An 18,093-nucleotide genomic window follows, 5' to 3' on the forward strand; every position below is an offset into this window, starting at 1 on the left:
CGTGACAATACCGAGGCACGAACCCCCGGATTTCGCCCAAAAGCCCGGCAAACCAGCCACCTCTTGCCGCATCGCGAGATGTCAGTTGCAGGAATTGCGCACACGATTGCATGGCGCACAAGGCGCCCCGCGCATCCTCACCTCAGGTCGAGCAAGAAAACAGGCCAGGCCGCGGCGGCCAGGAACGTACCGAGCGGCAATCTGGTGGCTGCATCGATGCGGCTGCCTCGCCGGGCCATCAGGCCCGCCACGGCCAGGCCGAGCAGCGCGGCGCCAAGCAGGACATGCACCGCGCCCACCGGCCCCACCCACAACCCGATCGCGCCGAGCAGCAGCGGATCACCCCCGCCCAGCCCTTCGCGCCCGCGCACCCGGCGATAGCCCCACGCAACCAGCCCCAACAGGCCATAGCCCAGGCCGCCGCCAGCGAGGGCAAATGGCAAACGGTTGTCCGCCACGGCTACCGCCACTCCGCTCAACGCCAGCGCAGCGTTGAGGCGCCACGGCAACCACAGGCAGCGCGCATCGAGCAGCCCCAGCAGCAGGAGTTGCCAGCCCAGCACCATGGCCGGCAAGGCAAGACCAGGCGGTGCCCACCATGCCAATGCGCCGATCGCGGCGCCCAGCACCTCTGCCACCAGTTGCCCCTGCCCGATCGGCGCGGCGCAGGATTGACAGCGCCCGCGCAGGGCCAGCCATGAAACGATCGGCACCAGGTGCCACGGACGCAGGCGCTGGCGGCAGCCATCGCAGGCCGAAGGCGCGCGGATGATGCCGCGCCCGGCCGGCAGGCGCACCGCCACAGTGCCCAGGAATGATCCGATGATTGCCCCCAAAATGGCGCCGATTGTCACCAAGAGCCAGGCCGGCATACCCGCCACGGCCGTAAACATCGGCATCTGCGCCGAAAACCCCACGTTACGTCCCCCACCCGCCCCATGCCCGGCAGCACGAGCCCACCCCAGGGTGTCTGCCGAATTGCTGCAATGCATCATGAAAAGGCAATGCAGGGCCGCCTTCAATTGCAATCGCCACGCCCGGTCTCTACATCGGCGCTGGCAACGACAAGACGCTGCCACCCGCCCGCAGCCGGGGCGGCAGTTTAGCACAGGAAGGACCTGTTACCATGGCCCAGTTCTCCGCCGCCGATCCGATCGTCATCCTCAGCTATGCGCGCACGCCGATGGGCAGCATGCAGGGTGCACTGGCAGAGGTTGCCGCAACCGATCTCGGCGCCACCGCGGTCAAGGCCGCCGTCGCGCGCGCCGGCGTGGACGGCGCCGACGTGGAGCGGGTCTACATGGGCTGCGTGCTGCCCGCCGGCCTGGGCCAGGCACCTGCCCGCCAGGCCGCGATCAAGGCCGGCCTGCCCAAGTCGGCCCAGGCCACGACGGTCAACAAGGTCTGCGGCTCTGGCATGCAGACGGTGATCATGGCCGCCGAGGCGCTTGCCGCCGGCAGCATCGACCTGGCCATCGCCGGTGGCATGGAATCGATGACCAACGCCCCCTACCTGCTCAAGAAGCACCGTTCGGGCGCGCGCATCGGCCATGATACGGCCTATGACCACATGTTCCTCGATGGCCTGGAAGACGCCTATGAAGCCGGCCGCGCCATGGGCACCTTCGCGCAGGACACCGCCAACGACTATGGTCTGACCCGCGAAAACCAGGACGAATACACCATCGAATCGCTGCGCCGCGCCAAGGCCGCGATCGCCGATGGCGCCTTTGTCGAGGAAATCGCCCCCGTCACGGTCAAGACCCGCGCTGGCGAAGTGACGGTCGATACCGACGAGGCACCGAGCAAGGCCCGCCCCGACAAGATTCCCTCGCTCAAGCCCGCCTTTGCCAAGGACGGCACGATCACCGCGGCCACGTCCTCGTCGATCTCGGACGGCGCGGCAGCCCTTGCGCTTACCCGCCAGAGCGTGGCCGATGCCAAGGGCCTCAAGCCCGTAGCGCGCATCGTGGCCCTGGCCGCGCATGCCCAGGAACCCAAGGACTTCACCATCGCCCCGGTCGGTGCGATCAAGAAGGTGCTCGACAAGGCCGGCTGGAGCGTCGACGACGTCGAACTGTTCGAAGTGAACGAAGCCTTTGCCTGCGTTGCGATGTTCGCAATGCATGACCTTGGCATCAGCCACGACAAGGTCAACGTCCATGGCGGCGCCACCGCCCTGGGCCATCCGATCGGCGCCTCGGGCGCACGCATCGTCACCACCCTGCTTGCCGCGCTCAAGCGCCACGGCAAGACCAAGGGCGTGGCCAGCCTGTGCATCGGTGGCGGCGAAGCCACCGCCCTCGCCGTCGAACTGGTCTAAAAGCGGATGAAATCTTCCGCCCCCTCCTCTTCAGAGGAGGGGGGTTGGGGGGTGGTGAAAACCTAAGAAAACGCAGCCAAATCGCAGCCTTCAAGGCGTCCCCGCGCCCCACAGCGCATCCTGCGCCACAAAGCCCCGGCGCCCGCCGACATCCACCGGGCACCAGCCATCGCGGCAATCGCCCAGCGCGGCTTGAACGCCAGGCGCCGCGCGCCACAGCACCGGGCCGCTACCATCCTTGTTGGCGCGGATCGGCGTAATCGCGCCCTTGACCAGCGCGGCGCGATTGCGGCTGAGAAACTGCGCCAGCACCCAGCCACGCGCGCCATCGGGATCTTCGATCAGGCGCCAGCCACCCATCACCCGCAAGACCTTTACCGGCAAGCCACGGCGCACATAGACCCAATTGATGCGGTATTCGCGCCCAGGCCCCACGCGCATGTTGGTCTGGTCCTTGGATAGCGACGCCCAATAGGGGCTGTTGCCATCATCGGCGGCGTGCAGGTGCGCCGGCCGTCCGGCCAGGCCCACCGCACCGGCAACCAGTGCCAGCGCCGCGGCCGAACGGATGATAAAGCGAAACTGGATCACGGTAAGACTTCTCCTGCCGCCCCCGCCCGGACGTGCAATCTCTGGTGCGATACAGCATTGGCCGGCAAGGGCAACAGCCTGCATGGCTGCGGCCGGCGATCACCCGCCTGGCCCAGCCCGAATGTCGCGGCAAATTCCGGTCCCGATCGGATATCGCCCTTGGTCCTGCTTGACCACCACCACCCCATGCGCATAGCCATAGTGGGGATGAGCCAGCACGCCCGCCCGCAAGACTTGCGCCTCACGCGCCGTATCGACGGCAAGCCCCGCGTCGTCGTGACCCGTCGCCTGTTGCCCGAAACGCAGCGGCGCATGGCCGAATTGTTCGACGTCACGCTCAATGCCGATGATCGCCCCATGTCGCGCCAGGCCTTGCGCGATGCCGTGGCGCAGGCGCATGTCCTGGTGCCTACGGTCACCGATGCGATCGATGCCGATCTGATCGCGGCGGCCGGCCCCGGCCTTGGCCTGATCGCCAATTTCGGCGCAGGCATCGAACATATCGATCTCGCCGCCGCGCGTGCGCGCAAGATCATCGTCACCAACACGCCCGGCGTCTTCACCGACGATACCGCCGACATGACCATGGCACTGATCATTTCGGTGCCGCGCCGGCTGGCCGATGGCGAGCGCGTGATCCGCGAACAGACCTGGGAAGGCTGGTCGCCATCCAGCCTGCTGGGTCACCGCTTGGGCGGCAAGATGCTGGGCATCATCGGCATGGGTCGAATCGGCCAGGCCGTGGCCCTACGCGCCCGCGCCTTTGGCATGGCGGTCGTCTATCACAACCGCCACCGCCTGCCCCCGGCGGCAGAGGCAGCGCTGGGCGCGCGCTATGAGGCCGATCTCGACACGCTGGTGCGCACCGCCGACATTTTGTCGCTGCATTGCCCGCACACGAGCGAAACCCACCATCTGATCAATGCGCGGCGCATCGCGATGATGAAGCGGCACGCCTATGTGGTGAACACCGCGCGCGGCGAACTGATCGAGGAAGCAGCCCTGATCGCTGCGCTCGAAGCCGGGGCGATCGGCGGCGCCGGACTCGATGTTTTCGCGCACGAACCCCAGGTCGATCCGCGCCTGCGCCAGTTGCCCAACGTGGTCCTGCTGCCGCACATGGGCAGCGCCACATTCGAAGGGCGGCTCGCCTCGGGCGACAAGGTCATCGCCAATATCCGCTTTTGGGCCGATGGCCATCGCCCGCCCGATCAGGTGATCGAGGGCTGGGCCTAGCGGCGCTTGGTCACCGCGCCGCTAACCATTTCGGATTTGTCAAAGACTTGGGCCTAAGGTGCTGCGCCATGAACGATTCGTTGCGACATCACGGGGCCCGCGCCCTGGCCGCGCTGGCCCTGCTACTGGTTCCAACCCTTGCCTATGCCCAAGACGCCGGGCTCGACCCCGCCGATAGCGGCGATACCGCATGGCTTCTCGCCGCCACGCTGCTCGGGCTGCTGCTGGTGCTGCCGGGCATCGGCCTGTTCTATTCCGGGCGGGTGCGGACGCAGAGTATGCTCTCGGTCATGACGCAGACCGTGGCGGTCACCGCGCTGGTTTCCCTGTTGTGGATCGTGGTGGGTTATACCCTGGCGTTCGGCACGGTCAGCAATGGCTGGCTCGGCAGCGGCAGTGCCTGGATGCTGATCGATCTGGGTAACGTGCGCACCGATACCCTGGTGCCCGAAAGCGCCTATGCCCTGTTCGAGATGGTCTTTGCCCTTGCCGCGCCGGCGCTGATGATCGGCGCATGGGTGGATCGCGCCCGCTTTGGCTGGGTGCTGGGCTTTTGCGCGCTGTGGAGCCTGATGGTCTATGCACCGATCGCGCACTGGATCTGGGGCGGCGGCTGGCTCGCCACGCGGCTTGGCACGGTGGACTATGCCGGCGGGTTGGTGGTCCACACCAGCGCGGGGGTTTCCGCGCTGATCGTGGCGCTGCTGATGGGCCGGCGCGAACGCTTTGCCCAGGCCGCTGCGCGCAACGGTGGCCTGCCGCTGCTGACCCTGGTTGGCGGCGCGATGGTCTGGGCCGGCAGCCTGGCGCTGGCCGGTGGCAGCGCTCTGGCCGCTGGTGATGACGCTGCCATGGCGCTGATCAACACCCACGTGGCCATCGCCACGGCGGCGCTGGCATGGCTGCTGCTCGATCGCTTGGGCGGCACCCGCCCCGGCCCCACCGGGCTGGCACGCGGCGCGTTGGCCGGTTTGGCCCTGATCGCCCCGGTTTCTGCCTATACCAGCCCCGGCATGGCCGTGGTGCTGGGCCTCGTCGCCGCACTCGTCGCCAAAGGCACTGCCCGCCTGGTTCAGGTCCGCTTGCAGGTCGACGATTCGCTGAGTGTCTTTGCCGGCCAGGGCATGACCGGCATTGCCGGCACGATGCTCACCGCGCTGGTTCTCCACCCCGCGCTTGGCGGCACCGGCTATGGACCGGGCATGACCCTGGCACACCAGGTGGTCGGCCAAGCCGTCGGCGTGGTGGCCGTGGTCGCGTGGAGCGCGATCGCCACCGCGATTGCCGCATTGATGGTATCGATGGCCCTGCCCATGCGCGTCACGCGGGACGAGGAAATGGCCGGCCTGGACGCGACCAGCCATGGCGAGGCCTTGTTGCAGCAGGACTGAACAACCGTGCGCAAGCCATTGCCTTAAAAACAAAAAAGCCCGGGTTGATCCCGGGCTTTTTCGTAATGGCTTGGCCTGATGGCGATCAGTCCCCGGTCAGGATGCGATCCACCAGCTGCTTCACCGTGGGGGTGAAGTTGTTGGAATAGAACGGGTCCTGCTTGAAGCGATAGGCAGCATGGCCGGCAAACATCAGGTTCTGGTCGATATCGCCACCGTGGGCGATGTCCTGCAGCGTCTTCTGGATGCAGAAGCTGCGCGGATCAGCGAGGCGCCCGGTGGTGTAATCGTCGTGGTCCTTCCACGACGAAAACCCGCAGTGCGAGAGGCAGCCCATGCAATCGGCCTGGTCCTTGCGGATTTCGTCGCGTTCCTCGGGGTTGACGAAGATCACCGTGTCGTCGGGCGTGCGCAGCGCGGTGGTGAAACCGGCGCCGAACCATTCGCGGGCACGGGCCAGATCGGCCGGCGCTACCCAGAAGTTCTTGCCCTTGACGCCCACGTCCAGCTGCACCGTGTGCTCGCCCGCAGCCACCTTGGAATAGGGAACCTGGCGTTCGGAACGCGCTTCCAGCGAACGCAGGAACGGATTGCGCACGGCCGAGGAATAGAAACCGGTGGGCGAAAACTTGTGCAGCAGCACGTCGCCCGGCTCCAGCGTGCGCAGATGGTCCTTCCACGCCTGCGGGATCGGGCTTTCTTCGGTCAGCAGCGGCCGCGTACCGAACTGGAAAGCGATCGCACCCAGTTCCGGGTTGTCGATCCAGTTGTTCCATTCGCGCAGGAACCACACGCCGCCGGCCATAACGATCGGCACGTCATCGCTCACGCCCTCGGCGCGCATGGTGTCACGCAGCGCCTTGACGCGGGGATAGGGATCTTCGGGCTGGCGCGGGTTTTCCGCGTTCGACAGGCCGTTGTGCCCACCGGCCAGCCACGGGTCTTCATAGACCACCGCCGCCATCAGGTGCGCCACCTTGTGATAGGCGCGCTTCCACAGGGCGCGGAACGCGCGGCCCGAAGACACGATCGGCAGATAGCTGACGTTGAAGCGCGCGGCGATTTCCGACAGCTTGTAGGGCATGCCCGCCCCGCAGGTCACGCCGGAAACCAGGCCGCGGGTGCGCTCCAGCACGCCTTCGAGCACCTGCTGCGCGCCGCCCATTTCCCACAGCACGTTGATGTTGATCGCGCCCTTGCCGCTGGCGATGTCATAGGCGCGGCGCACCTGCTCCACCGCGCCATCAATGGCATAGCGGATCAGTTCTTCGTGCCGTTCCTTGCGCGTGAGGGCGTTGTAGACCTGCGGAATGATCTTGCCTTCGGCATCATAGCTGTCGGCATTGACCGCGCTGACCGTGCCGATTCCCCCCGCCGCGGCCCAGGCGCCGGAACTCATGTGATTGGTGGCAGCAACCCCCTTGCCGCCTTCCACCAGTGGCCAAACTTCGCGGCCGCCATAGAGGATAGGCTTCAACCCCTTGAACGCAGACATATCATTCCTTCGACGCGCCCGTGCGCGTGGCGTTTTCCGGCTTGTAGCGCAGCACGGCCGATCGATCCCTTGCGATCGTCCGTGCGCGGCGCGCCTGACCGGACATGAAAAACCCGAATAGGCTGTTTTACGGCGAAACGCCGTCCAGCGAAAGTCCGGTCTCGTGCTTTTGCCCTTTTGACGCGGCGAAATGCCGCGTCAAAAGGGCAAAAATCCTCTCCAAACCGGCAGAAACGATCAATCGTCGTCGTCCACCGCAACCTTTTCACCAGTCACGCGCTGCGACAGCGCCGCAGCCATGAACGGATCGAGCGCACCATCGAGCACGTCGGTGGGATTCGTGCTGACCACGCCGGTGCGCAGATCCTTGACCTGCTGATAGGGCTGCAACACGTAAGAGCGGATCTGGTGACCCCAACCGATCTCGGTCTTGGCGGCATACTCGCCCGAGGCTGCCGCTTCGCGCTTGGCCAGTTCGGCCTCGTAGATGCGGGCCTTCAGCATGTTCATCGCGGTGGCGCGGTTCTTGTGCTGGCTGCGATCGTTCTGGCTGGCCACGATGATCCCGGTGGGTACGTGGGTGATACGCACCGCCGAGTCCGTCGTGTTGACGTGCTGCCCGCCCGCGCCCGAGGCGCGGTAGGTGTCGATCTTGAGGTCAGTCGGGTTGATTTCCACCTCGATGTTGTCGTCGATCTCGGGATAGACCCAGACCGAGCTGAACGAGGTGTGGCGCCGTGCCGAGCTGTCATAGGGGCTGATGCGCACCAGACGATGCACGCCGCTTTCAGTCTTGGCATAGCCATAGGCGTTCTCGCCCTTGATCAGCAGCGTGGCGCTCTTGATCCCGGCCGCTTCCCCAGCGTGGTAATCCACCAGGTCCACCTTATAGCCGTGGCGTTCGGCCCAGCGCGTGTACATGCGCTGGAGCATTTCCGCCCAATCCTGGCTTTCCGTGCCGCCGGCACCGGCGTGCACTTCAAGATAGGCGTTGTTGGCATCGGCTTCCCCAGCCAGCAGCGCCTGGACCTTGTCGGCATCGGCGCGGTTGGCCAGCGCGGCCAATGTGGCGAGGCCTTCGGCGATCGTCTCGTCATCGCCTTCCACTTCACCAAGTTCGACGAACTCGATGGCATCGGCCATTTCCTGGCCGATCTGGTTGACGGTGCCGATCGAGGCATCGAGCCGGCGACGCTCGCGCATCACGGCTTCGGCCTTCTTCGGATCATCCCACAGCTTGGGATCCTCGACACGGGCGTTGAGTTCGTCGAGCCGGCGCACCGCGCGGTCCCAGTCGAGGAACTTGCGCACCAATGCGAGTGCGGCCTCGATGCGGTCGATATGAGCCTGCCCTTCGGCACGCATGACGGTCTTACTCCATACAAACGAACTGGCCGCTTAGCGAAGCCGGCTCGTTTGTAAAGGTGTGCGCTTGGGGCCCCGCCGGGAAACGCCCGATTGCTTCGGGTGTTTTGCCGACGGGGCCCACGCGCAAATGCGATCAGCCGTGGCGGCGGTGCATCGCCTGCACGGCGGCCAGCGTCAGCCTGACATGGTCGCGATAGTCCATGTCGGAATGAACCAGCGTGATCCGGCCATCGGGCGCAATGACATAGCTGGTGCGCGTGGTCAGCCCGGTGGACTTGCCACCCTGCTGCAAATCGACGTCATAGGCCCTGACCACGGCCGGGCTGGCGACGGCAACGGCAAACTTGTCGCGGCATTCCTCGGTCGAAAAGCGGGTCAGCGTGGCGATGTCATCGTTCGACATGCCGATCACGGTGGCACCGGCGCGAGCGAAATCGGCCGTGGCATCGGCAAAGGCGTGGGCTTCCATCGTGCAGCCCTGGGTAAAGGCCTTGGGATAGAAATAGAGCACCACCGGCCCGCGCTTGAGCGCCTTCTTCAGGTTGAAGCTGAACGGCTTGCCGCCCAGCGCACCCTGTGCCGAGAAATCGGGCGCGCGGGCGCCCTGCGGCAGCGCAGCGTGCGCGGCGGCCATGGGAGTGAGGGAAAGAGCGAAGGCCGCCAACGCGGCAAGGGGGGAGCGCGTGTTCATGGCTAGAAGGCTTAGCACAGCGCCGCGCCCCTCAATAGATGCCCCCTTGGTCCTCCACAAAGTTGCTGCCCGCCGGCCGGGCAGCCGGCGCGGCCTTGGCGCCGCGTGCCGAACGCGCCTTGCGCAGGGCATCGAGCACGGCTTCCTTGGCGGTGATTTCCGAGGGTTGGACCGTGCGCCGTGGCTCGGTATCGGGCTTGAATGCTTCCCAGATAATCGAGGCCTTGCGGTCATTGTCCTGCGGCGTGCCGCCGAACACGCGCTTGCCCGAAACGCGATCGATCTTGACCATGGAAACGCCGGCCGGCGCGGTAAACGGAATGTCGGCCCAGCGCGGCCGCGTGGCCAGCACGAACTGCTTGAAGATCGGCGCGGCGATTCGCCCGCCCTGGGCATAGCCGCCCAGGCTGCGCGGCTGGTCATAGCCCATGTAGACGCCGGCGATGATGTCGGGCGATCCGCCCACGAACCACACGTTGGTGGGGCCGCTCGTCGTGCCGGTCTTGCCGAACAGCGGCAGGCCCAGATCGTGCAGCGTTTCGGCCGTGCCGCGCACCACCACGCCTTCCAGCATGTGCACCACCTGATAGGCGGTGCGCGGATCGAGCACCTGCTTGCCCGCCGGGCGCAGGCGCGGCATCGCCGTGCCATCCCAGCGCGGCATGTTGCAGCCGGTGCAGGCGCGGTTGTCGGCGCGCCAGATCACCTTGCCATTGCGATCCTGGACATAGTCGATCAGCGTTGCGTCGCGCTGGCGCCCGTGGTTGGCCAGCGCGGCATAGGCATTGACCATGTGTGTCACCGTGGTGTCGCCCGCCCCCAACGCCATCGACAGGTAGGGCTGGTAATCGCCGATGCCCACGTTCTTGATCGTGCGCACCACCTTGTCCATGCCGATGTCGTTGGCCACCCGCACGGTCATCAGGTTGCGCGACTGCTCCAGGCCCCAGCGCATGGTGTGGCTGCCCGATCCGCCTTCGTTGCCAAAGTTGCGGAAGCACTTCTGGCCCAGCGCCGCGCCCTGATAGACGCAGAACGTGCCATCGACGACCATCGAGGCCGGCGTCATGCCGTTGTCGAGCGCCGTGGCATAGACGAACGGCTTGATCGTCGAGCCAGGCTGGCGCTGCGCCTGGGTGGCGCGGTTGAACGAACCGAGGCGCGCGTCGAACCCGCCCTGCATGGCCAGGATGCGGCTGCTCTGCGGGTCTTCCACCACCATGCCGCCCGAAACCTCGGGCACCAGGCGCAGGCCCCAGGTGCCGTTGCCGGCCGGGGCCACGGTGATCACGTCACCCGCCTTCATGGCATCGGGCACGCCATAGAGCGTGCCGGTCTGCCCATCGGCAAAGCCGACCTGCCCGCTCGATCCGCGCCGCGAGATCAGCACCGCGACGCGCCAATCGAGATAGCGGATCGACAGGTTGCTGTTGATCAGCTGCGTCTGCCAGCTCCCTGAGTCGCTGTCGTCCATGTCGATATGCGCGATCGGCCCATGCCATGCCCGCCCGGCGGAATAGCGCAGCAACCCGGCGCGGAGCGAATCCTGCGCGGCGGTCTGCAACTGCTGGTCGAGCGAAGTGCGCACCCACAGGCCGCCGGCATAGACGCTGTTGGGCCCGTCCTTGGCCTGCTCGCCAAACTGGTCGATCAACTGGCGGCGCACTTCCTCGAGGAAATAGCCGGCATCAGCGGTGTAGTTTTCGGTCCGGCGCGGGACCAAGCCCAGCGGCTGTGCCTTGGCCTGCGCCACATCGGCGGCGCTGGCCCAGCCGTTCTTCTCCATCTGGTCCAGCACCCAATTGCGGCGGGCAATGGCCTTTTCGGCAAATTTGGCGCGGCTGTAGGTTTCCGGTGCCTTGGGCAGAATCGCCAGGAACGCGGCTTCGTGCAGTTGCAGGTCGCCTACGTCCTTGTCGAAATAGGCGCGCGCCGCAGCCTGCACGCCAAAGCTTTGGCGGCCCAGCGGGATTTCGTTGAGATAAAGCTCCAGGATCTGCTGCTTGGTCAACACGCTTTCGATGCGCCGCGCCAGGAGCATTTCCTTGAGCTTGCGCGTTACCGAATATTCGTTGCCGATCAGGATGTTCTTGGCCACCTGCTGGGTAATGGTGGACCCACCACGCGCCCGGGCGCCCGTTCCCAGCTTGGTAGCGTAGTCCACGACGGCACCAGCCAAGCCCGTCAGGTCTACACCACCGTGGCTCCAGAAAGACTTGTCTTCGGCCGACAGGAACGCGTTGATCAGCTGCGGCGGGAAATCGACGAAGCGCAGTTGCACCCGCCGCTCGCGGGCATAGCTCGACACGATCTGCCCATCGGCGCCGCGCACCATCGTCGGCAAGGGCGGCTGATAGGTCAGCAGCGTGTCGGCCGAGGGCAGCGTGCGCTCCACCGTCACCCACAGCAGACCGCGCAGGATCAGCAGGACCAGAACCAGCCAGCCCGCGCGCCGCAGCCACTTGGAGCGCTGCCACAGGCCCTTGATGCGGCTGGCCAAGCTTCCGCCCCGCCGAATGCGGAAGCGGCGGCCATCAGGCTCCCCCTCGGGTTCACGGTCAGGTTCGGGCGCATCGCCGCGCGCAATGATCGGGGGCAGGTCGTCGGCCATCTTGGCCGCGCTCTAGCACGGGGCTTTGACGGCGCACCAGTGCCTATCGCGCAAATGCGCCCTGGCGTGCCCGCATCAAGCCCCCAGTGGCCGACTTTCCTGTTCCGCCAGAAAGATCGCGATGGCCCCCGCCACGGCCTTGGCAAAGCGATCGCGCCAGGCCTTGTCGGTCATCGCAGCGGCATCGGCGTGGTTGCTGATATAGCCGGCTTCCATCAGCGCAGAGGGCAGATCGAGCGACTTGAGCACCACGAACGCCGCCTCGCGCCGGGGGTCGACATGAAACCGGATCGCCCCCTGCCCTTCACGCAGGATCAGATCGGCCAGATGGATGGAGCGCGTGCGCATCTCGCGCCGCGACAGGTCTACCAAGATGGAATTGACCACGCTGGAACGCCCCTGCAGTGCCACGCCGTTTACCATGTCGGCACTGTTTTCCCGCCGCGCCAGGGCATCGGCCACCGCGTCAGACCCGCGATCGGACAGCGTATAGACGGTGGCGCCGCCGGCATCGGCACTCGGCGCGGAATCGGCGTGGATCGACAGGAACAGGTCGGCGTGCAGGCGCTGGGCAATGCCCGAGCGTTCTTCGAGCGCTAGAAAGCGATCGTCGCTGCGCGTCAGCGCCACGCGCACATGGCCCTGGGCGAGCAGCGCATCACGCAGCGCCAGCGCCAGGGCCAGGGTCAACTGCTTCTCGCGCAAGGCGCCCTCGCCGCTCGCGCCCGGATCATGGCCGCCATGGCCAGCGTCGATCACGACCAGCGGGCGGCTGGCATCGGCCGGCCCCAATACCGGCGGCAGATCGATCGGCCGCGTGCCATCGGGCAGCGCCACGTGCACGACATAGGCGGGATCGTGCCCGGCGCCGCCCGCGCCAATGCCCAGCATGACCCGCGCCCATACCGCCAGCACCAGCAGCGGCACCACGAACAGCGCGGCGATCACCAGGCGCTGCGGTATCAATTCGGGCGAAGGCTTTACCATGATTGCGCTGCCTATGCCGCGCTGCCGGGGCAGTGGTCCAGCGCAAAACCGCGCCGCCTCCCAATCGACGCAAGCTTGGGCTCTTGGACAGGCCCTTGCCACCCCCGTGAAATGCCGGAGCGTTGCGGGACACGGTTTTAATTGCCGCTTTGCGATTGGGGTGCTAGCACCCATCACACGGAGCAGTTTGACTTGCTGCGTCCCTCGCCGCGTTGCCGCCGCGCCTTGATGAGCGCCCAGGCAGCAACGCCCACGGCCGATGCGCCAATGGCAGGGGGATGACGCGGTCGGGCTTGGTCCTGGCGGGCAGGAAGGGACAAGGCAGATACGCCACCCTCGCCCGCGCTTGAGGTTGATGCCGTGATGAAGAGCCGCGTACCGTTCCAGCCAAAGCGCCCCACCGGGGCCTTTGTGCTTTGGACGGATGCCGGCACGCACGAATACCCCGGCACTGCTGCAAACTCTCTTGCAAACCGGGGCGTCCACGCAGGGCAATCGTTGCACGCCTTCGCCACCGCAGACGCACACCAACCGCCGCCGGGCGGCGAGCATCGCAGGGCCTTGCCACATGGCAGCCTGCCCATGCTCCGATCCGGCAAACCCGCATTTGCAAAGCGCCACTGGCCCGGCCTCCTTCATCAAAAGGATCACGGCCGCACGCCAGGCCTTTGCCTCACCACAAGAAACCGCACGAAATTCCCGGGCAATGTCCCGCGGCCGCGCGGCTGGAGACAACAGAATGACCCAGCGCATGCTGATCGATGCGCGCCACCAGGAAGAAACCCGGGTGGCTGTGCTCAAGGGCAATCGTATTGAAGAATTCGACTTTGAATCTGCTGATCACAAGCAGATCAAGGGCAATATCTACCTCGCCAAGGTTACCCGCGTAGAGCCTTCGCTCCAGGCGGCCTTTGTCGACTTTGGCGGCAACCGCCACGGCTTCCTGGCGTTCAGCGAAATCCACCCGGATTACTACCAGATCCCCAAGGAAGATCGCGAAGCGCTGCTGGCCGAAGAGGCCGCCCACGCCGAGGAAGAAGCCGCCCTGCGCGCTGCCGAAGATGGCGACGACGAGGATTATGAAGGCGGCGCCGACTACGAAGGCGGCTACGACGACGGCAACTTCGAAGACGGCCAGGGCGTGACCGAGGTCGATACCTCGGAAAAGGACCAAGTCGCCACGATCGAAGGTGGCGTGGTCGAAAACGGCTTTGACCATGAAGCCGAAGACGCCGCCGATGGCGAAGAATCGCACAGCGACAATGGCCGCCGCCAGCGCCGTCCGCGCCGCCAGGGCCGTGGCCAGAGCAAGGAAGCCGAAGAACTGCGCGCCAAGCGCATGGCGCTGCGCCGCCGCTACAAGATCCAGGACGTGATCCAGCGCCGCCAGGTGCTGCTGGTCCAGGTCGTCAAGGAAGAACGCGGCAACAAGGGTGCGGCGCTCACCACCTACCTCAGCCTGGCGGGCCGCTATTGCGTGCTCATGCCCAATTCCAGCCACGGTGGCGGCATCAGCCGCAAGATCAGCTCGGCCTCTGACCGCAAGCGCCTGAAGCAGATCATCGCCGAAATGGAACTGCCCCGCTCGATGAGCTGCATCGTCCGTACCGCCGGCCTGCAGCGCACCAAGCCCGAGATCAAGCGCGATTTCGACTATCTCGCCCGCCTGTGGGACGAGATTCGCGAGCGCACGATGCACTCTTCGGCCCCGGCGCTGATCCATTCCGACAGCGACCTGATCAAGCGCGCCATCCGCGACATCTACAACCGCGATATCGAGGAAGTGGTCGTCGAGGGCGAAGCGGGCTACCGCGCCGCCAAGGACTTCATGAAGCTGCTGATGCCCAGCCACGCCAAGCGGGTGCGCCAGTATGCCGATCCGGTGCCGCTGTTCCAGCGCTATGGCGCCGAAGACCAGCTTTCGGCGATGTATGATCCCGTGGTTCAGCTGCGTTCGGGTGGCTACCTGGTGATCAACCCGACCGAGGCGCTCGTCTCGATCGACATCAACTCGGGCCGCTCCACCAAGGAACACGGCATCGAGCAGACCGCCGTTGCCACCAACCTGGAAGCCGCGCGCGAAATCGCCCGCCAGTTGCGCCTGCGCGACATGGCCGGCCTGGTCGTCATCGACTTCATCGACATGGAATACGGATCGAACGTCCGCAAGGTCGAGAAGGCGATGAAGGACGCCCTCAAGGACGACCGCGCGCGCATCCAGGTTGGCCGCATTTCCGGCTTCGGCCTGATGGAAATGAGCCGCCAGCGCCTGCGCACCGGCGTGCTCGAAGCCACCACCCGCGCCTGCCCGCACTGCGATGGTTCGGGCCTGGTGCGCACCGCCTCGTCTGCCGGCCTTTCGGCGCTGCGCATGATCGAGGATGAAGCCGCCAAGGGCAAGGGCAGCATCATCACGCTCTACGCCAGCCAGGAAGCGGCGATCTACGTGCTCAACACCAAGCGCACCGATCTTGCCGAGATCGAAATGCGCTATGGCGTGGCCGTGGAAGTGATCCCCGAGGGCGAGAACGAAGGCGCCAAGATGCGCGTTGCCTCGCGCGGGCCCAAGCCTGAATTCGTGCCGCGCTTCGAACCCATCGTCGAACCTGAAGAAGACGACGTGATCGAGGACACCTACGAGGACGAGGAAGACGTCGTCGAGGAACGCAGCGAGCGCGAGGAAAGCCGTGGCGAAGGCCGTGGCGAAGGCCGGGGCGAAGCCGACAGCAATGGCCGTCGCAAGCGCCGCAAGCGCCGTCGTGGCCGCAACCGCGATCGCCGTGACGAAACCTCGGGTGAAGCCGGTGACGAGCATGACACCGACGAAGCCGAAGGCAGCGATGCTGAAGACGCGGCCGACGATGTGGTGGAAGCCGCATCTGATGCTGGCGACGAGGACGGCGCTCCCGAAGGTCAGGCCGAAGCCGACGATGACCGTGGCCCGCGCAAGCGCCGCCGCCGCAGCCGCCGCCGTCGCGGTGGCCAGCGCGATGACGCTGCCGAGGCCCAGGGCGAAGACGGTGAGACCGCCGACGCCGAGCCGGTGATCGCTGAAGCCCCCGCTGCCGAACCGGCCCCGGTTGCAGCAGCCGCTGCCGCTGAACCGGCCGTGGCAGCAGACGTCGAAGCGCCCGCCGAGGAAGCTCCGGCCAAGCCCAAGCGCGTCCGCAAGAAGAAGGTGGTAGAGGCTCCTGCCGAAGCCGCCGCCGAGCCGGCACCTGCCGTCGAAGCCCCTGCTGCAGAGGTTCCGGCTGCCGAAGCGCCTGCCAAGCCCAAGCGCGTGCGCAAGAAGAAGGTCGCCGAAGCGGCCGCCGAACCGGCCGCCGCCGCGCAAGCGCCTGCTGCCGAGGCTCCGGCTACCGAAGCGCCTGCCAAGCCCAAGCGCGTGCGCAAGAAGAAGGTTGCTGAAGCACCCGCGGAAGCAAGCGTGGACGCTGCCCCCGAAGTGGCACCCGCTGCGGCTGCGCCGGCAGATGCTGACGCGGCTGGCGAAAGCGATACCGGCGAACAGCCCGCAGCCGATGGCGAAGACGGCGCTTCGCCGCGCCGTGGCTGGTGGCAGCGCACCTTCGGCGCCTGATCGCCAGAGGCCCTTGCGGCTCTGAAAAAAGCCCGCCTCGGCAGTGCCGGGGCGGGCTTTTTCGTGGCCTACGACAAAGATCACCAAGTGCCTTGACCAAGAGGCATATCTGACAGATATTTCTGTCATGACAGAAATATCAAACGACTCGGATCGCCTGCCCCCCTCGGTGGAGCAGTTCGTGCTGCGCTGGGGCGACATGGGCACGCAATGGGGCGTCAACCGCTCCGTGGCACAGATCCAGGCGCTGCTATTCCTGTCGGAACGCCCGCTGACGGCCGAAGATATCGCGGCAAAGCTCAACATGGCGCGCTCCAACGTGTCAAACAGCCTCAAGGAACTGCTCGCGTGGAAACTGATCCACCGCGTGCCGGTACTGGGCGATCGCCGCGATCATTACGAAGCCGAGGCCGATCTCTGGCAGATGGCCACCAAAGTGGCGCAGGGTCGCAAGGCGCGCGAGATTGATCCGATGGTCGCGGCAATCGGCGCGGCGATGCAGGATATCGATGACCCGCGCATCAGCGCCAAGGTGCGCCAGCGGCTGGTGGCGATGCACGAGTTCGTCGGCACGGTGGATGGCTGGTACCAGCAGATGCTCAACGTCCCACCGGCCCAGATCATGACCCTGATCCGCATGGGCGCCAAGGTCGTCGGCCTGCTGCGCTTTGTCAGCGGGCGTGGCGTCAGCAAAACCGACCAGACCTGACCCCGTCACCGCGCGCAACGGTCACGGCGACGGGGCCGTGGCTACCATGTTACGCATGCACCAATTTCTCTTGTTTCAGAATTGCCTGAAAACAGAAAAGGTCCCAGCCATGCCCGCCGAACCTCAAGACGATCGCGCCCCCGTCTCCTTGCTCAAGGGCCGGATCATCGCTGGCTTTTCCCTGGCGCTGGTCATCGCGCTAAGCGCCTACCTGCTGATGAGCGCGAGCCGGGCCGGCAATCAAGCCTTTGCCAGCCTGTGGTTTCTCGCCGCATTTCCGGCCTATCTTTGTGCGCTGATCTGCTATGTCGGCGATCCGGCCGGCACCCGCTCGAGGAATTTCTATGTATCGGTGCCACCGATCCTGGTGGGCTTGGTAATCTTTGGCTCGGCTGCCTTCCTGGGCGAAGGCGTGATCTGCCTGGTGATGCTCTCGCCGATCTGGCTGATCTTCGGGCTGATCGGCGCATTCATGGTGCGCAAGACGCGTCGCCGGCGTGACGATGCCGCCAGCTTTCACGCGTCGCTGTTGTTCCTGCCGCTGCTGGCTGGCACCATCGAAAGCCAGATCCCCGTCCCGCATGACACGGTAACGCTGACCCGCTCGGTCATCGTTAACGCCCGCCCCGCCGAAATCTGGCCCTATGCCGTCAGCAATGCCCATATCGGCAACGATGAAGGCCGCTGGACCTTCTCGCAAAGCGTGCTCGGCCTGCCCCGACCCCGAGCCACGGTGCTCGATCGCCCCGGCGTGGGTGGCGTGCGCACGGCCTATTGGAGCGAAGGCATCGATTTCCAGGAACGGGTGACCGCGTGGCAACCCGGCCGGCGGCTGGCCTGGCGCTTTGCCTTCACCAACAGCTCGCTCCAGCACCACACCGACGAGCACATCGCGCCCGACGGCCCGTTCCTCAAGATCGACACTGGCGATTATCGCCTGACGCCCCTGCCCAATGACACGACACGGCTGACACTAACGACCAACTACGTGGCGATGACCCACGTCAATCTCTACGCGCGCTGGTGGGGCGAGCTGCTGCTCGGCGATATCCAGGACAACGTTCTGGCCGTGGTCAAGCAGCGGGCCGAAGCCCGCCACAAGGCTGGATGA

The 18,093-nt window shown here is 66.1% G+C and carries 13 protein-coding genes; 6 read left to right on the plus strand and 7 right to left on the minus strand.

What is annotated here, in order from left to right:
• Window positions 1-137 precede the first annotated feature (137 nt).
• Window positions 138-899 carry an A24 family peptidase gene (locus C8K14_RS02830; protein WP_233250869.1) on the minus strand — a complete coding sequence of 254 codons (762 nt, stop codon included), beginning with the start codon at window positions 897-899 and terminating at the stop codon, window positions 138-140.
• 227 nt (window positions 900-1,126) lie between these two features.
• On the opposite strand from C8K14_RS02830, the gene C8K14_RS02835 reads away from it, so the two are divergent.
• Complete coding sequence (locus C8K14_RS02835; protein ID WP_107715623.1) at window positions 1,127-2,323, plus strand: acetyl-CoA C-acyltransferase; 1,197 nt, start codon at window positions 1,127-1,129, stop codon at window positions 2,321-2,323.
• A 90-nt stretch (window positions 2,324-2,413) separates the two neighbouring features.
• Here the strand turns inward: C8K14_RS02835 and C8K14_RS02840 are convergent, their stop codons facing one another.
• Entirely contained in the window at window positions 2,414-2,914 is a 501-nt protein-coding gene (locus C8K14_RS02840; RefSeq protein WP_022676307.1) for an SH3 domain-containing protein, read from the minus strand.
• Between the two features lie 207 nt (window positions 2,915-3,121).
• Between C8K14_RS02840 and C8K14_RS02845 the strand changes: the two genes are divergently transcribed.
• Window positions 3,122-4,150: a D-glycerate dehydrogenase gene (locus tag C8K14_RS02845; RefSeq protein WP_107715624.1), complete on the plus strand. Its 1,029-nt coding sequence runs from the start codon at window positions 3,122-3,124 to the stop codon at window positions 4,148-4,150.
• A 68-nt stretch (window positions 4,151-4,218) separates the two neighbouring features.
• Window positions 4,219-5,541: an ammonium transporter gene (locus C8K14_RS02850; RefSeq protein WP_107715625.1), complete on the plus strand. Its 1,323-nt coding sequence runs from the start codon at window positions 4,219-4,221 to the stop codon at window positions 5,539-5,541.
• Window positions 5,542-5,626: 85 nt separating this feature from the next.
• On the opposite strand, the gene C8K14_RS02855 is transcribed toward C8K14_RS02850, so the two are convergent.
• From C8K14_RS02855 to C8K14_RS02875, 5 genes are all read right to left on the minus strand, one after another.
• Entirely contained in the window at window positions 5,627-7,036 is a 1,410-nt protein-coding gene (locus C8K14_RS02855) for a nitronate monooxygenase family protein (protein ID WP_062782101.1), read from the minus strand.
• Between the two features lie 237 nt (window positions 7,037-7,273).
• The gene (gene prfB, locus C8K14_RS02860; RefSeq protein ID WP_107715626.1) at window positions 7,274-8,401 is read right to left on the minus strand and encodes a peptide chain release factor 2; all 1,128 of its coding nucleotides are present in this window, start codon (window positions 8,399-8,401) and stop codon (window positions 7,274-7,276) included.
• A gap of 136 nt (window positions 8,402-8,537) precedes the next feature.
• Window positions 8,538-9,038, minus strand: a complete 501-nt coding sequence (locus C8K14_RS02865; protein ID WP_370445450.1) for a peroxiredoxin — start codon at window positions 9,036-9,038, stop codon at window positions 8,538-8,540.
• A gap of 88 nt (window positions 9,039-9,126) precedes the next feature.
• Window positions 9,127-11,706, minus strand: a complete 2,580-nt coding sequence (locus tag C8K14_RS02870) for a penicillin-binding protein 1A (RefSeq protein ID WP_107715628.1) — start codon at window positions 11,704-11,706, stop codon at window positions 9,127-9,129.
• A 75-nt stretch (window positions 11,707-11,781) separates the two neighbouring features.
• Entirely contained in the window at window positions 11,782-12,693 is a 912-nt protein-coding gene (locus C8K14_RS02875) for an N-acetylmuramoyl-L-alanine amidase (protein ID WP_107715629.1), read from the minus strand.
• 739 nt (window positions 12,694-13,432) lie between these two features.
• On the opposite strand from C8K14_RS02875, the gene C8K14_RS02880 reads away from it, so the two are divergent.
• From C8K14_RS02880 to C8K14_RS02890, 3 genes are all read left to right on the plus strand, one after another.
• Window positions 13,433-16,273, plus strand: a complete 2,841-nt coding sequence (locus tag C8K14_RS02880; protein ID WP_107715630.1) for a ribonuclease E/G — start codon at window positions 13,433-13,435, stop codon at window positions 16,271-16,273.
• A gap of 127 nt (window positions 16,274-16,400) precedes the next feature.
• A complete protein-coding gene (locus C8K14_RS02885) occupies window positions 16,401-16,982 on the plus strand; it encodes a GbsR/MarR family transcriptional regulator (RefSeq protein WP_107715631.1) in 582 nt (193 codons plus the stop codon).
• 109 nt (window positions 16,983-17,091) lie between these two features.
• The gene (locus C8K14_RS02890) at window positions 17,092-18,093 is read left to right on the plus strand and encodes an SRPBCC family protein (protein WP_107715632.1); all 1,002 of its coding nucleotides are present in this window, start codon (window positions 17,092-17,094) and stop codon (window positions 18,091-18,093) included.

The sequence above is a fragment of the Novosphingobium sp. GV079 genome, from assembly GCF_003058045.1.
Taxonomy (GTDB): Bacteria; Pseudomonadota; Alphaproteobacteria; order Sphingomonadales; family Sphingomonadaceae; genus Novosphingobium; species Novosphingobium capsulatum.